This is a genomic window from Sulfitobacter sp. SBS6, assembly GCF_048285585.1.
Taxonomy (GTDB): Bacteria; Pseudomonadota; Alphaproteobacteria; order Rhodobacterales; family Rhodobacteraceae; genus Sulfitobacter; species Sulfitobacter pontiacus.
Map to the genome: position 1 here is coordinate 897,739 of NZ_JBLWBA010000005.1, position 15,050 is coordinate 912,788.

The following is a 15,050-nucleotide window of genomic DNA, read 5'->3' on the forward strand; positions in this document are numbered from 1 at the left end:
CCTGTCAGATCAGCGCCACCAGCGCCAACACGACTGCTAATACGAACATGGCGCGAAGGTAAAGCGTCAGCGCCCGTCGCAGGGTGGCTGCATCGGCCTCGGTCCCTTCGGCATTGAGCCAGGGTTCATCCGCGATCTCTGCGCCGTACACACGCGGGCCGGACAGGCGCACGTTCAGCGCACCGGCCATCGCCCCTTCGGGCCAACCGGCATTGGGGGACCGGTGGTGACGCGCATCGCGCAGCATCACGGCGGCGGCGCGCCGTGGCTGGCCCGAGACGATCACGAACAGCAGCCCCGTTGCCCGCGCCGGGATCAGATTGACCAGATCGTCGAGCCGCGCAGCCACCATCCCGTAGTGACGGTAGCGCGCGGACCGGTGCCCGATCATCGAATCCATCGTGTTGATTGCCTTATAGGCCACCAGCCCCGGCAGCCCCAGCAGCACGCCCCAAAACACCGGAGCCACCACCCCGTCCGAGGCATTCTCGGCCAGGCTTTCGATAGAAGCACGGGCAATCGCGGCAGCGTCCAGCTGATCAGGATCGCGCCCGATGATCATCGATACGGCATAGCGTGCCCCTGCAATATCTCCCTGTATCAAAGGCGTAGCGACGGCCTGAACGTGGTCGAACAGCGACCGCGGTGCCAGAAAGGGCCACGCCAGCAGCCCGCCGACAACGTAGCCCGCCCAGCCAGAGGGTAGCACCGCGGCAACCACAATCGCAGGCAAGACCGCAAGCGCAAGCACGAGGCAGACCCCAACACCGCCCAACAGGCGCAACCGTGCGGGCGATGTATCGGCGCTATTCAACTGCGCCTCGATCGTGCGAATGGCGCGGCCGATCCAGGACACCGGATGACCGATTTTCGCATAAAGCGGCGCAGGCCAGGACAAAGCCGCCTCGATCACAAACCCCAGCAGGATGCCCGCCGCGCCGATCATGCGTCCCCTCCGGTTGTAAATCGCATCGCACCGGTCAGCCCGTGGTCGGCCAACAGCTGTTCAGCATCATCCGGGGCAGTGCCCGGCGCAAAGATGAACGCGCGCGCGGACCCTGTGTGTGCGCGCGCATAGCCCAAAGCACCGAGCCGCTGCGCCAGTATCGTGCTCGGGTCGTTCAGAGGGCCGCGCAACGCGGTGGTGCGGTCTGCGCTGATGCGCGCCAATCGCGCCACCTGAGGCAAATCACCCTGCGCCACGGCGCTTTCCCAGGCTGGCAACAGGTCGGCAATATCCGCAAAACCGCTATCCGCCGCATCGGTCCGGATCGGCTCGCCAAAGTAGCCGCCGATGATGTCAGCCCGTGGCGGCGCGCCCAGCGCCCCCTTGCTTTGCGCCAACCGCGAGGCCCAGATCACGCGGTCCGGATGCGGTAACATTAACGGATCGGTGGCCCCTTCCACCGCCAAGCACAGCGACGGCAAACGGTCCTCGGCAATGCCCGCAGCCCGCGCCAAAGCCACCAGCGCCGCAGTGGATGCACCTGCCCCGACCCCGACAGGAAGGTTACCAGACAAGGTAAAACTGCCCCCATTTTCCCCTGCGGCCTCTAGCAGGTGTCGAAGCTGCGCGAGACTCACCGCTGCGGGTTCACCCTGCGTCAGGCCCAATGCCCCCCCGCGGGCAAACTGCGCCCTCACCCCATGTGCACGGCACAGCATCGTGACCAGAACCACAGGGCCCTCCGGCCCCAGCCGCCCCTGCACCCATTCACCGAAGTGTCCGAAAACAGGTGGAGTTTCTGCAGACGCCCCTGATTTGTCGAAAATTGTCTGCAAAATACTGGCTTTCGTGCGGCGCGAGAGAATTGGTGCCGACATATTCACCATCCGCGGGCAAACGGCAACAGAGCAAGGGCCTATGGATTAAAGGCTTTTCCGCATCGCGCCGCCTACCGATTCTGGGTGGGACGCTCTCGAAAGTATAGGGCGCTATTCTGGAAGGCAGGGGGATTGTACCTGCGCATTGTCGCTCGCGTTAACCTTGTATGAGAACTTTAGACATATCCCGGGGGGCAGGAAAGACGGCGAGGTCGTCTCCGGCCAATGTACAAGGTGTTTGGGACACCGCAACAAGAGGTCCGTCTGATGTCGATTTCAAAGTTAACCTTTACAACACTGAATTGTGCTGCCGCTTTGGCGGCTTTGGTCGTTACAGGCGCCGGCAAAGCTGATGCCGGCGAGTTCGAACTTGATTGGGGCACATACGACTGGCCCGGCGGCAATCTTGGCCCGCTGACACGCACCTTGCGGGACCAATACGGGTTCGAGGTTGACCTGACCTTTGAACATACAGGCAACTACACTGGCTTCAGCGGCGAAGGGACACCCAACGATTCTGCTATCTTTGGGGGCAATGTGGAATCGCTCGTAGTCATTTCCAACGCGCCGCGAAACCGCGGGCGTATCGGGGATGCGCGGACAACGTCCTCCATCTCCTCCAGTTCGGGCGGGGTCGCCTTTCCGATCGACAATCTGCAGATCGACATTTTGGATATTGACGCCAGCGATAGCAACGCCGGGTCTGACCGTTGCGATTTTGTGACCGCCTTTGGCGATAACGGCAATCCGACGCTGGCACCGGTGAGCGCCGCACCCGCACTTCTGGTCGGCCCCGGCCCCGGGTCTGGCTTCACCGGCACCATCGGCGCGAACCAGGCCCAATGTATCTATGTCGAAGGGTTCGGGGCCTCGCCTACATCGAACAACGATGACACCGGCACCGTGCGCGCGACCTTCCCCGACAGCACCTCGACGGTCACTTTCTGGTATGATGAATCTATTGCCGACGTGCGCAATTATAACCAGTTCACCAATTATGACCCCGCCCCGCGGGGTATCGGGATGTTCGGTGCGGCAACGTTCAACGTGGATCAAAGCATTTCATTGACACGTACCGCCAGCCCCAGCACAGGGACGCAGGGTGAGACTGTGACCTATACTTACACGGTCACAAACACCGGCGCGCTGCCGTTCAACACCGGGCAGGACATTGTGATCGACGACGATCTGCTGGGGCCTGTGCTCTGCCCCGCGATCACCACGCCTGTCGCCCCGGGTGGAACGGTCGTCTGTCAGGAGGACTACACCATTCAGGCGGCCGATGTGCTGACGGGGTCCGTGGACAGCAACGCGGTTGCGGGCATTGGCCGCATCGGCCAGCCTTTTGTTTCACGGTTGCAGTCGAATTCTGAATCCCTGTCCATCGTCAGCAGCGTGCTGTCAGGCGAGACCGGTTCGCAAAGCTGCACGCCTCAGTCCGTCTTCCGCCAGCCATCGACCCAGTTGGCAGGGTCCGGCAGCCGGACGAATGTAACCCCGTCAGACATCTTCCTGTTCGACGACGTGACAACCGATATAAACGGCAACCCGATCGATGTCGTCATGCAGGTCACCAGCATCAATAATGCGACCGCGCTTGAGCTGGACACCTCGCTTGAGGCGCGCATGACGCCAGAGGACGACGCATACATCACCTACCGTCTGCGACTGGTCCAGGATGGCACGGCCACGGCGGCCAACCCGCAAGGTCTGGCCATTGACCAAAGCCGCATCAACGGGGTCATTGTACAGCAAACGGATGTCGACAGCCGCGGCGAGGGCGATGACTCTTCGGATGTGGTGGGCACGCTCACCAACCCGACGGTGACCTCTTTCTTCAACACCGCGCCCTTATCCTCCTTTCCCGCCGGGCCGAACGCGATCGCGATGGATCCTGCCAAGACAGGCAACCCGCTTGATTGGGTGGACGAGCCGAATGAATCGAGTTTTGACAACTACGCCACCTATGAATTCAACACCTTCGTCGAAGCTGAATTTATCCACGGCTACACAGGGTCATCCGACCGTCGCGCGACGCGGGGGTCCGGCATCCAGCTTTGCGCAATCTCGAACACCTCGCCCGATATTGTGGCGCAAGACGACGACTACACCGCGTCGCCCGTGAACACCTTGCTGGGCGGCACCGCAGGCGAAGTCATGTCGAATGACACAATCAACGGCCTGCCCGCCGCCTTCCCGACCGCGACGCTGACTGTATTGACCGAAGCCGTGCCGCAGAACACGGGCGATCCTGTGCCGATTCTGGAAACAGCCGGTGCCGAAGCCGGTCGCGTCATTGTGCCCGCGGGCGTTCCCGCTGGCGTCTACACCATCGAATACCAGCTCTGCGATGCGCTGGACCCCGCAGATTGTGACCGCGCGTTGGTCACGGTGGCGGTCTTTGCAGGGCTGGGTGTGGATTTTGGCGATGCACCGCTTAGCTACCTCACACCGACCCACGGCGTTGATGCCTCTCCGGGTGTGTATCTGGGCCTGATCGAGCCGGATATCGAACTGGTTGCACAATCGGATGCGACGGCAACGGCGGATGACCTGATCGGCACCGACGACGAAGACGGGATCACCTTTCCCGTCCTGACCCAGGGCACGATCAGCACGCTCGACGTGACCGTAACAGGCAATGGTAACCTGCAGGCCTGGATCGATTTCAACGGCGACGGTCTGTTCGAAGAGACACTCGGCGAGCGTATCGCGCTTGACCTCAAGGATGACGGCACGCAATTCGACAATGTCGCGGGCGATGGCGTGATCCAGATCGACGTGACCGTGCCTTCGGATGCGACCACATCGACCACCTACGCGCGCTTCCGCTACAGCTCCGAGACGGGGTTGAGCACATCGGATTTTGCCGTGGATGGCGAGGTAGAGGATTATTCGCTGGTCATTGCGGCTGCTGATCTGTCCGACCGCGGCGATGCGCCCGCGACCTATGGCGATCCGCGTCACATCGTGGTCCAGGACATCTATCTGGGTGCCGCCGAACCCGACACCGAACAGACCCCTCAGCATAGCCCCGATTCCGATGCGGATGACCTGTCGGGCTTTGACGACGAGGATTCCATCGCCGTCTTTCCCATCCTGGAGGCCGGCACAACCGTGCCCCTGACCATCGTGACCCATGAAACCCTGAGCGCTCAACTTGCCTTGGGCATCCCGGTAACCGCGGGGATCACGAACCTGCAGCTTTGGGTCGATTTTGACCAAAGCGGCACCTTCGATCCCTCCGAACACATCGCGGTCGACTACCGTGATGGGGGCGCGGGCGATACGGATGGGGTGTTCAACAACCAGATCACCCTGAACATCCCTGTCCCTGCGAATATCACCAGTGGCTTTACCCATGCACGTATCCGCTGGTCGACCTCCAGCGCCGTCGCGGCGGACCCTTTTGATGGTCTGAATTTCGATGGCGAGGTCGAGGACTACAAAGTGATCCTCTCGGCCGGGGCGGTGCCCTTTACCTGCGATGGCTCGCTCTATCGTGTGACGCAGACGGATACGCAGCTGCAGCGGCTCAGCTTCGCGGAAAGCGCTGGCGTGTACAGCATCACCGCGACCGACATCGGTGCCCCTGCGGGCGTGCAGTATGACGGCGGCTGGGGCTATAATGCGCTCGACGGGTTGTTCTACGGGGTGCGCAGTGCAACGCGCGAGCTGATCCGCCTGGACTCCACCGGCAACTACGAGGTCGTCTCGACCCTCCCCGCGTCGGCGGCGGTGGGCTCCACCGCGGGCGACATCCTGCCCAACGGGGTGATGGTCTATCGTGTGAACGGGGCCAACGCGTTGCAGCTGCTGGATCTTTCCGATCCGTCCGCACCCGTTGATCTGGGCCTGATCACGCTGTCGGCTGCCGTTGAACCGTCGGACATCGCCTATAATCCGAACGACGGCATGTTGTACGGCGTCAACGAGGCCTCTGACCGTTTGTTCTATATCGACCCTGCGGATGGTACGTCTGGCACCCGCGCGCCGGTTGAATTCGGCCCGACCGCCTGGACAGGGTCCTATGGCGCGGTGTGGTTCGATTTCTACGGCCGCATGTACATCAACCAGAACGCCACAAACGAGGTCTATGAGGCCGACGTGGGACTTCAGGGCTCCGGCTCGGGCGGGGGGCAGTTGATCAATACGGTACCCGTCGGCGAGGGTGGCCTGAACGACGGTGCCGCCTGCCCGTCGCGCTTTGGCCCGCTGCCGCCCGAAGGTGACCTGTCCGGCGTCGTCTACCGCGACACCAACTATTCGGACAGCTACCAGCCCGGTGAAACCGTGCTCAGCGCCGTGACCGTGTCCCTGTACGACGACAATGGCACAGCCGACACCGCGGATGACACGTTCCTGACCAGCGTAGAGACAGCCAGCAACGGCACCTATCTCTTCTCTGACCTGTCTGCCACAGCGACCTACCGCGTAGAGGTCGACGCAGCCGATCCCGACATGCCCCCCGGGCTTGTGGCCGGTACCGTGAACCCGCAGACGGGCGTATCAATCACCGCCGGCAGCGTGCGCACCCTTGATTTCGGGTTTGTGAACGGCGGGGCGACGGCGGACCTGTCCCTGACCAAGGGCGTGTTCGACACCAGCGGCCAGCCGGTGACCCAAGCGGGCCCGGGCACAGAGCTTGATTTCGTGCTCACCGTGACGAACGACGGCCCTGACGGTACCACCGGTGTGCGGGTCCGTGACCTGATCCCCGACGGGTTCACCTTTGTCTCTGCCACACCGGCGGATGGCACCGATACCTATGACGCCAACACCGGTACATGGGACGTCGGCGAGGTGGCCAATGGCGCGAGCGAAACCCTGACCGTGCGGGTCACGATGAACGCCACAGGCGAGCATACCAACGTGGCCGAGATCATCGCCTCTGACCTGCCGGATCCCGATAGTGATCCGCTCGTGGGTCCGCTGACGGACGATCTGGGCGACGGGGTTGGCGATGACGACGAAGCCGCCGTGAGCGTGAGTTTTGCCGGATCTGGCCCAAGCTTGTCTGGTAAGGTCTTTATCGACAATGGTGCAGGTTCCGACACAGCCTATGACGCGCTGCAAGGGGCCTCGGAAGCCGACACTGGTGCGGCCGAAGTCCGGATCACCGATAGCAGCGGCACGTTGATCGGGTCGCCGCAGGTTGCCAGCGATGGCAGCTGGAGCCTGACCCTGCCCGAAGGCTTTGCCGATGACGTCACCATCACCGTGGTCCCGGACAACGGCTTGCTCACCGTGTCCGAAAACCCCGGTGCCCTGCCCGGCTTGGTCAACCCGGCCAGCGGCGATGGTACCTTTACCTTCACGCCTGCGGCGGGGACATCCTATCCTGATCTGGATGTCGGCCTGATCGAGGACGCCCGGCTGAGCGAAAGCCAGCAAAGCGCGATCCGTCCGGCACAGGTGGTGACCCTGCGGCATGAATATCTTGCCGATGCAGAAGGCTCTGTGGTGTTTGACACCGATATCCAGTCGATCACCGCGCCGGGGCTCTTTTCCGTCGCCCTGTTCGAGGATGCCGCCTGCGACGGGACGGCCACCAACCCCATCACCACCGCCCTGCCCGTGACCCCTGACACGCGTATCTGTCTGGTGGCTCGTGTCGCCGCCTCGGGTGCGGCGGCACCGGGATCGACCATCGCCTTTGATGTGGTCGCCGACACGACCTATGGCGCGACCGGCGCGACCGAGCAGGACCGCAACACCGATCTGGTGCGGGTAGAATCCTCCGAAGGGGTGCTGAAACTGCGCAAGACGGTCCGCAATGTGACCCAAGGCACGCCCGAAGGCGTCAGCAACGGTGCCGCTGCGGGGGATGTGCTTGAATATCGCATCTTCCTCGACAACCCTGGCGAACTGCCCGCGACCAACATCGTGATCCACGACCGCACGCCGCCCTACACAGAACTGGCAACCGCCATCCCAAGCCCCGTCTCCATCGGCGGCGATGTGGTCTGCACGATGACCACGCCCGGGGCGGATACGGCGGGCTATGCGGGGGCGCTGCAATGGGACTGCACCGGATCACATGAACCGGGTGCAACGGGGTCTGTGTCCTTTGAGGTGCGGATCGCCCCCTAAGGCGGCGCTTGTCAGGCGCGGAAGGGGGTGTTTCCCGCGCCCCACACGAACAAAAATCCCCCCGTACCGCGGATGCGGCGCGGGGGGACTTGCAATAGGAATAGGCTTCAATTCCGCTGAGCAGGTGCCAGAATATCACCCGAAGAGCCGTACCAGCATCCAAAGCCCCATGCCCAGCATCATCACGTTCTCGGTCAGGGACACAAAGCCAAGCGGCACATTGCTACTGCCGCCCACGCAGGCGCATTTCAGCTCGCGTTTGTCGATATAGACCGCCTTGATCACCGAGATCGCCCCGATGCCACCGATCACGATCGCGATCGGTGCCGCCAGCCACAGCAGCGCCCCTGCGGTCATGGCGATGCCTGCAAAGGCCTCTCCGAACGGGTAGATCTTGCCGTAGGGCACCCAGCGTTTTGCCAGCAGGTCATAATTCAGGAACATGGTCGAGAAACTCTCGATATCCTGCAACTTTTGCACGGCGAGGAAACACATGGAGATCGAGATAAACCACTGGAACGCCTGTACGGTAAAGATGCTTTCGAAGGCAAACCACGACAGGCCAAGCGCCATCAGAAAGGCGACCGAAAAGATGGCGATCACCGGCTGGTACGACGTGTCAGATTGCTGATCCTTGGGTTTATCCAAGCCAAAATAGACCCGCAGATCGTCATAGCCGCCGATCCGTTCCCCGCCGATAAAGCTCTGCGGCGTCGTTTCGACATCATGCTCCGCTTTGAACGCGTCTGTCTCTTCGCGCGTTGTCAGGTGGTGATCCTCGACCTCGAAGCCCTGACGCTCCAGCAGGTCTTTGGATTTCAGACCGTAGGGACAGGTATGGTCAGGCATCACCATACGGTAGAGTTTTGCCGGTTGTGTCTGCTGTTGCGTCATTATGTCCTCACTTCCCGTCGATTTCTGGTGTTGCGGCTGGCCCGCCTTCAAGATCCGCGATCAGGGCCTTCATCTCGTCGATCTCAAGCCGTTGCGCTTCGATGATATCGTCCGCCAGCTTGCGCACCCGCGGGTCCGAGATATTGGCACGCTCGCTCGTCAGGATCGCAATGGAGTGGTGCGGGATCATCGCACGCATCCACGCCGTATCATCGACCGTGGACTGGCTGCGCACCAGAAACAGCGACACCGCAAAAACCAGCGCGCTGCCTGCAAAAATCGCGATATTCACCCCACGGTTGCTGTACATCCCCAGCATGAACGCCAGCATGATGACCGCCATCACCGCGCCCATATACAGCGCCATATAGCTGCGGGTTTCGCTAAAGAACACGTGATCGATTGCGTAGGTGTTCAGATACATTAAGCCGAACATCACCACGGTAGAGGTGATGATCATTGCAAAGAAGCGCCAGTATGACATGAGAAGACCTTTCGTGATGTTGCTATGACAACAAAACCGCCTTCCCGCGCAGGAGGGTTCCCGCCGACCTGCATTATTTGACATATCTTGCGCTGATGACTGCGGGCGAAAGCCCTGCATTCGCCCGCAGAACAGACTTGAGTTTAGCTATAGGCACCGGCGGAATAGGTCAGCTCGTAGCTGTGGCTGTACAGCTCGAACACGATGCCAAAGGGGTCTTCGACATAGACCATGCGATAGGGTTTATCGTCGGGGAAGTATTCGCGCACCGGCATCCGCTGCTTGCCCCCTGCCGCGACAATCTTGGCCAGCAGGTCTTCGAGGTTGGGATCCTGAATGGCGAAATGGAACGTGCCGTGCTGGCGGAAATTCAGCGGGTCTGCGGGCGCGTGGTTGCCGTCAAATTCAAACAGCTCGATCCCGATACGGTCTGCCGTGGCAAGATGCGCGATACGCAGGCGGCCCCAGCCTTCGCCAAAGACATCGGTACACATCTGCCCGATATCGCTGCCGTCTTCGACAATCTCTGTCGGTTGCATGATGACGTAGAACCCCAGCACGTCGGCGTAGAATTTTACGGCTTGGTCCAGATCCGGCACGGAAAGCCCGATATGAGAGAAACTGCGTGGTGTCGGTGTCATGGTCTATCCTTTGTTCTGTGATACCCCGTGATTTAGGTGGACCGCGCGCAAACATAAAATTATCATATTAAATTGAAATGATAACTTTATGGAATGATCCGCGTGCTAAACGCCTCCTGGCTCGAAACCTTCACGACCCTATGTGACATCGGGCATTTCACCCGCACCGCAGACCGGTTGGCCATGACCCAGCCCGGGGTGTCGCAGCATATCCGCAAGCTGGAACAACAGGTCGGCCAGCCGTTGATCCTGCGCGAGGGAAAATCGTTCACCCTCACCCCCGCCGGAGAAGAGCTGCTGTCGATCGGCCGTGCCCGCCGGACAGAGGAGCGCGGCTTGCGCGAAAGGATGCAGCGCGATGATCCTTTATCAGGCACGGTCAGGATAGGGTGTTCTGGCAGCTTTGCATTACGGCTGTATCCGTATCTGATCGCGCGGATGCAGGAGGCCCCGAAGCTGGAAATGCACCTCAGCGCCGCGCCGCAGGCGCGTATTCTGGCGGATATACTGGCAGGGACGCTTGATCTGGGCGTGGTGACCGCGGTGCCCGATATGCCCCGCGTTCAGGCCACGCCCCTGTCGCAAGAGGAACTTTGCCTCGTGCTGCCCGCCACCTTTAACGCGGCGGATCTGACCCTGCAGAGGCTTGATGACTTGGGGTTCATCGCGCATCCCGATGGCAATGCCTATGCCGATGATCTTCTCGGGCGCAACTTTGATGACTACCGCGGGGCAGAGCATTTGCGGCTGCGCAGTTTTATCAACCAGATCGGGCAAATCCCCCTGCCCGTGGCCCAAGGACTGGGCTATACCATCCTGCCGCGGTCGGGGGTGGAGGGGTTTGCGCACCGCGACGCGCTGGCGGTGCATACCCTGCCCCAACGGCGGTTTCACGACCTCTGGCTGATCGCACGCAAAGACCGCGCCGCATTCGCCCGCGTTGCTGCCACCGCTGACGGCATACTTGGGCTGCAATAGCCCGTTGGCGGTGCCCCGACCTATCTGACCACATGCACCGCACATTTGGCGTGACGCACCACATATTGCGCGACCGACCCCAGCAGGATGTCAGACAACGCGGGCTGATGCGACGCGATCACGATACAGTCGGTCCCGTTTTCCTCGGCCCAGCGTGTCGCCCGTGGCCCGGCGCGCCCGTCCGCAATCGCTGTCGCGGCCCCCGGCACGCTTAGCGCCAGCGCATCCAGCCGCGCCTGTACCGCCTCGCGCGTGGAGGTCACGATGTCGGTGGGAATGTATTCAGCGACATAGACCGGCACCGCCTCTATCACATGCAGCAGGGTCAATCTGGCGTCCGGTGCCGCCAGCGCCTGCGCCGCATCAAAGGCGGTCTGGGTGATCTCGGGGGTCTCGAAAACAACGGGGATCAGGATATTCTTGTACATGCTGCACTCTCCTATGAAGGTGCAGACAGGGAACGCCTTGGGGTGCCCTGCGGCGTTGATACAGATCAAATCAAAGGGAATATTTCCCTAGTCGCAGTCGTCGCCCGAGGCCGCGTGCAGCGCGTCCACATCGGCCACGCGGAAACGGCGACGGTCGACAAAGCTCAGGATACCCTCTTTCTTCATCGCGCCGAGCTGGCGGCTGACCGTTTCAAGCGTAAGCCCCAGATAGTTGGCGATCTCGTACCGTGTGAGAGGCAAGACCAGCTCTTGCCCAGGGGTATCCGCATTGGCCAATTGCTGCCGCCGCGCCAGCATTTCAATGAAGGTCGCGATCTTTTCGCGCGCGGTTTTGCGGCCCAGCAACAGCATCCAGTCGCGCGCCGCGTCCAGTTCATCGAGTGCCATCTCCATCAACCGTTGGGCGATATGCGGCGTGGTCTCGATCAGCGCCTCGAAGGGTTTGCGCTGGAAGCAGCACAGCGTCACATCGGTAACGGCGACCACGTCGAAATCAATCGCCGCGCGGCCCGGACGGCCGATGAAATCCGACGGGAAAAGCAGCCCGACCATCTGGGTGCGCCCGTCTTCCATCGTTTTGCCAAGGCTCGCGACGCCCGACACAACCGACGCGACATAGGTCAGCCCGTCGCCCCGCCAAAGCATCGGATCACCCGCCTTGAACGACCGATAGGTCTTGATCTGCTCCAGCATCAGCAGTTCATCATCATCGCACCGCGCACAAACGGCGCGGTGGCGGATCGGGCATTCACTGCATTTCGGGCGCGACTGAAGATCAAGCATGGTGCGATCATAGCGTTCATTCGCGCGGACCACCATCACCAAGACGCACCGCCACCGCGCTGCGTCCCGATGTCGCTTGGCCCTTCAGGTCACGTCGCGCTTCTGGTGATACTCGGGCCGGTCCCAACTGCGGGTCGCAAGGATGTCGGCAAGGATATCGACCGCGCCACGTACGTCGTCTTCGTCGATGTACAAGGGCGTGAAGCCAAAGCGCATGATGTCAGGCGCGCGGAAATCACCGATCACGTCCCGTGCGATCAACGCCTGCATCACCGCATACCCGTTCTTTGACGCGAAAGACACCTGACTGCCCCGTTGGTCTGCATCCCGTGGGCTGGCCAGCACAAGCTCGGGGCATTTTTCTTCGACCAGCGCGATGAACAGCTCGCTCAGCGCGACAGACTTGTCCCGCAGCTCGGCCATATCCACCGCGTCCCAAAGCCCAAGCGCATGTTCCAGCGCGGTCATCTGGATCACAGGGGGCGTGCCGACGCGCATGCGTTCGATGCCCGCAGCGGGGCGGTATCCGGTCTCGAAGGCGAAGGGCGCATCATGCCCCAGCCACCCGGCCAAAGCGGGCTGGATGTCCGCGACGATATCGGGGCGCGCATAGATGAAAGCAGGGGCCCCCGGCCCGCCGTTGAGGTATTTATAGGTGCAGCCGACGGCGAATTCCGCGTCGCAGGCCGCCACATCGACGGGCACCGCGCCTGCGCTATGGGCCAGATCCCACAGCATCACCGCCCCTGCCCCATGGGCCGCCGCAGTCACCTGCGCCATGTCATGCATGCGGCCCGTGCGGTAGTCGACTTGGGTGATCATGGCGACAGCCACGTCATCGGTCATGGCGCTGGCGACATCCTCGGGGGCGACGATGCGCAGCTCGTAGCCTTGCCCCAACTGCTGGATCAGCCCCTCGGCCATATACAGATCCGACGGGAAGTTGCCACTGTCCGACAGGATCACCCGCCGGTCGGGGCGCATCTTGAGAGCGGCAGACAGAGCCTGAAACACTTTGACCGACAGCGTGTCGCCCATGGTGACCGACCCCTCGGGTGCGCCGATCAGGCGGGCAATACGGTTGCCGACCCGTGCGGGCTGCGCCATCCAGCCGTCAAGGTTCCAGCCCTTGATCAGATGCGCGCCCCATTGCGCCTGCACCACATCCTGCACCTTTTCGGCCGTCCCCACAGGCAGCGGCCCAAGCGAGTTTCCATCAAGGTAGATCATGCCCTCGGGCAGGGAAAAGCGGTCTTTCATCGGCAATCGGGTCACAGGGCACCTCGTACGTTCCAGAGTTCGGGGAAAAGTTCGACCTCGAGCATCCGGCGCAGGTATTTCACCCCCGACGTGCCGCCCGTGCCGCGTTTGAAGCCGATGATGCGTTCCACCGTGGTCACATGGTTGAAACGCCAGCGGCGGAAATAATCTTCGAGATCGACGAGCTTTTCGGCCAGCTCATAGAGCTGCCAATGGGCGCGCGGGTCTTGGTAGACGCGCACCCATGCCTGCATCACCGCATCATCCGCCGCATGAGGCGTGTCCATCGCATAGGCCTGCGGGGCAAAGCTTTGCCCCGTTGCCTCTGCCAGCAGATCAAGCGCCACGTGGTACAACGATTTTGTGCCCAGTTCCTGCGTCAGCATGTGGTGCAGTTCGGGGCGATGTTCATGCACTTTCATCATCGCGCGGTTGCGGTTGCCGAGGATGAATTCGATCAGCCGGTATTGATGCGACTGAAACCCCGAGGACGCGCCAAGGTCGTCGCGAAAATCGCTGTATTCACTGGGGGTCATCGTGCGCAGCACATCCCACGCGCTGTTGAGCTGTTCAAAAATGCGCGCCACACGGGTCAACATCTTCATCGCAGGCGCAAAATCGCCCGCCGCGAGATGGGTGCGCGCCGACGACAGCTCGTGCAGGCACAGGCGCATCCATAGCTCTGAGGTCTGATGCTGGATGATGAACAGCATCTCGTCATGGGCGTCGGATTTGCAATTTTGCGCCCCGAGGATCGGGTCGAGCGACAGGTAATCGGTATAGGACATATCCTTGGCAAAGGACATTTGCGCCCCTTCGTCAGCGGGGTTGTAGCCGGTCATGCGGGGGTCTCCGATTGGGGGCCTAGGGTTCTTGCAAAGGGTGAATGGGCCGGCATCAGCGTCGAAAGCTCCTCGAACGCGGCGATGCTCAGGCCGGTGTGATGGCGAAAGGCCGCAAGCGCCGCCGCCGGATCATGATCAACTGCTGCCTGATAGAGCGCGCGATGCGGCTCTAGCGCCATACCGGCAGAGAATACCTCTGCCGCTTTGGCCGCCAGCGGGGGCGCGCTTTGGGTCAGATCGCGCAGGCCCGCCTGAATAAAACGGTGGTAGCGTCCCAACTGATCCTGCAACTGCCCCGCAAACCGCGCCATCCATTCTGACCGCGCCCCCGCCACCAATGCCTGATGAAAGGCCAGATGCCGCCGCGTCCATTGGGCCAGTGCCTCGTCATTATGGATCACCGAAGGCACGGGCGTTTGCGACAGATGGTGATAGGCGCCGATCACCCCTGCCTCCCACGTGTCATCGGCGTGGCTGACGGAATGGGCCAGCATCGCGCCCTCGATGGCATCGCGGCTGCGTTCCAGATCCAGAAGATCGGCACGGGTCAGCGGGGTGACGCAAAAGCCCTTGTTATGCTCGGGCACGACAAGCTGTTCAGCCGCCAGCCGGTTCAGACATTCGCGCAGCGGCGTCAGGCCGATGCCATAGCGTTCCGACAGGGCCGGTAGGCGCAGCGCCATGCCCGGTTGCAGATCCAGCGTCAGGATATCATGGCGAAGCCGGTCAAATAGAATGTCCGATTTCGATTGCCGAAGTGTCATGATGCGCCCCTTTCGAAACACACCATGACAAATAA

12 protein-coding genes are annotated in these 15,050 nt (G+C 61.8%); 2 read left to right on the forward strand and 10 right to left on the reverse strand.

Going from position 1 to position 15,050, the window contains the following annotated elements:
• Nucleotides 1-4 precede the first annotated feature (4 nt).
• Nucleotides 5-946 (reverse strand): adenosylcobinamide-phosphate synthase CbiB, encoded by a 942-nt coding sequence (gene cbiB / locus ACNQ62_RS07785; protein ID WP_418094560.1) that lies wholly within the window; start codon nt 944-946, stop codon nt 5-7.
• Nucleotides 943-1,824 (reverse strand): hypothetical protein, encoded by an 882-nt coding sequence (locus ACNQ62_RS07790; RefSeq protein WP_304949998.1) that lies wholly within the window; start codon nt 1,822-1,824, stop codon nt 943-945. The genes cbiB and ACNQ62_RS07790 overlap by 4 nt, the downstream gene beginning before the upstream one ends.
• 267 nt (nt 1,825-2,091) lie before the next feature.
• Between ACNQ62_RS07790 and ACNQ62_RS07795 the strand changes: the two genes are divergently transcribed.
• Nucleotides 2,092-7,917, forward strand: a complete 5,826-nt coding sequence (locus ACNQ62_RS07795; protein WP_418094561.1) for a GEVED domain-containing protein — start codon at nt 2,092-2,094, stop codon at nt 7,915-7,917.
• A 135-nt stretch (nt 7,918-8,052) separates the two neighbouring features.
• On the opposite strand, the gene ACNQ62_RS07800 is transcribed toward ACNQ62_RS07795, so the two are convergent.
• The 3 genes from ACNQ62_RS07800 to ACNQ62_RS07810 all read right to left on the reverse strand — a co-directional run bounded on the left by ACNQ62_RS07800 (nt 8,053) and on the right by ACNQ62_RS07810 (nt 9,936).
• Complete coding sequence (locus tag ACNQ62_RS07800; protein WP_260005106.1) at nt 8,053-8,811, reverse strand: glutaredoxin family protein; 759 nt, start codon at nt 8,809-8,811, stop codon at nt 8,053-8,055.
• A gap of 7 nt (nt 8,812-8,818) precedes the next feature.
• Nucleotides 8,819-9,295, reverse strand: coding sequence for a DUF305 domain-containing protein (locus ACNQ62_RS07805; protein WP_009826428.1), 477 nt, complete (start codon nt 9,293-9,295; stop codon nt 8,819-8,821).
• Between the two features lie 143 nt (nt 9,296-9,438).
• Nucleotides 9,439-9,936: a lactoylglutathione lyase family protein gene (locus ACNQ62_RS07810; protein ID WP_005852172.1), complete on the reverse strand. Its 498-nt coding sequence runs from the start codon at nt 9,934-9,936 to the stop codon at nt 9,439-9,441.
• A 93-nt stretch (nt 9,937-10,029) separates the two neighbouring features.
• On the opposite strand from ACNQ62_RS07810, the gene ACNQ62_RS07815 reads away from it, so the two are divergent.
• The gene (locus ACNQ62_RS07815; RefSeq protein ID WP_418094562.1) at nt 10,030-10,914 is read left to right on the forward strand and encodes a LysR family transcriptional regulator; all 885 of its coding nucleotides are present in this window, start codon (nt 10,030-10,032) and stop codon (nt 10,912-10,914) included.
• A gap of 20 nt (nt 10,915-10,934) precedes the next feature.
• Here the strand turns inward: ACNQ62_RS07815 and ACNQ62_RS07820 are convergent, their stop codons facing one another.
• The 5 genes from ACNQ62_RS07820 to ACNQ62_RS07840 all read right to left on the reverse strand — a co-directional run bounded on the left by ACNQ62_RS07820 (nt 10,935) and on the right by ACNQ62_RS07840 (nt 15,015).
• Nucleotides 10,935-11,342: a universal stress protein gene (locus ACNQ62_RS07820; protein WP_037963283.1), complete on the reverse strand. Its 408-nt coding sequence runs from the start codon at nt 11,340-11,342 to the stop codon at nt 10,935-10,937.
• An 87-nt stretch (nt 11,343-11,429) separates the two neighbouring features.
• The gene (gene fnrL, locus ACNQ62_RS07825; RefSeq protein ID WP_168593173.1) at nt 11,430-12,182 is read right to left on the reverse strand and encodes a transcriptional regulator FnrL; all 753 of its coding nucleotides are present in this window, start codon (nt 12,180-12,182) and stop codon (nt 11,430-11,432) included.
• 48 nt (nt 12,183-12,230) lie between these two features.
• Nucleotides 12,231-13,406, reverse strand: coding sequence for a kynureninase (kynU, locus tag ACNQ62_RS07830; RefSeq protein ID WP_418094708.1), 1,176 nt, complete (start codon nt 13,404-13,406; stop codon nt 12,231-12,233).
• A gap of 11 nt (nt 13,407-13,417) precedes the next feature.
• Nucleotides 13,418-14,248 carry a tryptophan 2,3-dioxygenase gene (locus tag ACNQ62_RS07835; protein WP_418094563.1) on the reverse strand — a complete coding sequence of 277 codons (831 nt, stop codon included), beginning with the start codon at nt 14,246-14,248 and terminating at the stop codon, nt 13,418-13,420.
• Nucleotides 14,245-15,015 (reverse strand): GntR family transcriptional regulator, encoded by a 771-nt coding sequence (locus ACNQ62_RS07840; RefSeq protein ID WP_418094564.1) that lies wholly within the window; start codon nt 15,013-15,015, stop codon nt 14,245-14,247. The genes ACNQ62_RS07835 and ACNQ62_RS07840 overlap by 4 nt, the downstream gene beginning before the upstream one ends.
• Between the last annotated feature and the right edge of the window lie 35 nt (nt 15,016-15,050).

Excerpts from the sequence above, each read along its gene's own strand:
- ACNQ62_RS07840 (WP_418094564.1), bottom strand. The coding sequence starts at position 15,015 with ATGACACTTCGGCAATCGAAATCGGACATTCTATTTGACCGGCTTCGC.
- ACNQ62_RS07795 (WP_418094561.1), top strand. The coding sequence starts at position 2,092 with ATGTCGATTTCAAAGTTAACCTTTACAACACTGAATTGTGCTGCCGCT.
- ACNQ62_RS07800 (WP_260005106.1), bottom strand. The coding sequence starts at position 8,811 with ATGACGCAACAGCAGACACAACCGGCAAAACTCTACCGTATGGTGATG.
- fnrL (WP_168593173.1), bottom strand. The coding sequence starts at position 12,182 with ATGGTGGTCCGCGCGAATGAACGCTATGATCGCACCATGCTTGATCTT.
- cbiB (WP_418094560.1), bottom strand. The coding sequence starts at position 946 with ATGATCGGCGCGGCGGGCATCCTGCTGGGGTTTGTGATCGAGGCGGCT.
- ACNQ62_RS07820 (WP_037963283.1), bottom strand. The coding sequence starts at position 11,342 with ATGTACAAGAATATCCTGATCCCCGTTGTTTTCGAGACCCCCGAGATC.
- ACNQ62_RS07790 (WP_304949998.1), bottom strand. The coding sequence starts at position 1,824 with ATGTCGGCACCAATTCTCTCGCGCCGCACGAAAGCCAGTATTTTGCAG.
- ACNQ62_RS07815 (WP_418094562.1), top strand. The coding sequence starts at position 10,030 with ATGATCCGCGTGCTAAACGCCTCCTGGCTCGAAACCTTCACGACCCTA.
- ACNQ62_RS07805 (WP_009826428.1), bottom strand. The coding sequence starts at position 9,295 with ATGTCATACTGGCGCTTCTTTGCAATGATCATCACCTCTACCGTGGTG.
- ACNQ62_RS07835 (WP_418094563.1), bottom strand. The coding sequence starts at position 14,248 with ATGACCGGCTACAACCCCGCTGACGAAGGGGCGCAAATGTCCTTTGCC.
- kynU (WP_418094708.1), bottom strand. The coding sequence starts at position 13,406 with ATGAAAGACCGCTTTTCCCTGCCCGAGGGCATGATCTACCTTGATGGA.
- ACNQ62_RS07810 (WP_005852172.1), bottom strand. The coding sequence starts at position 9,936 with ATGACACCGACACCACGCAGTTTCTCTCATATCGGGCTTTCCGTGCCG.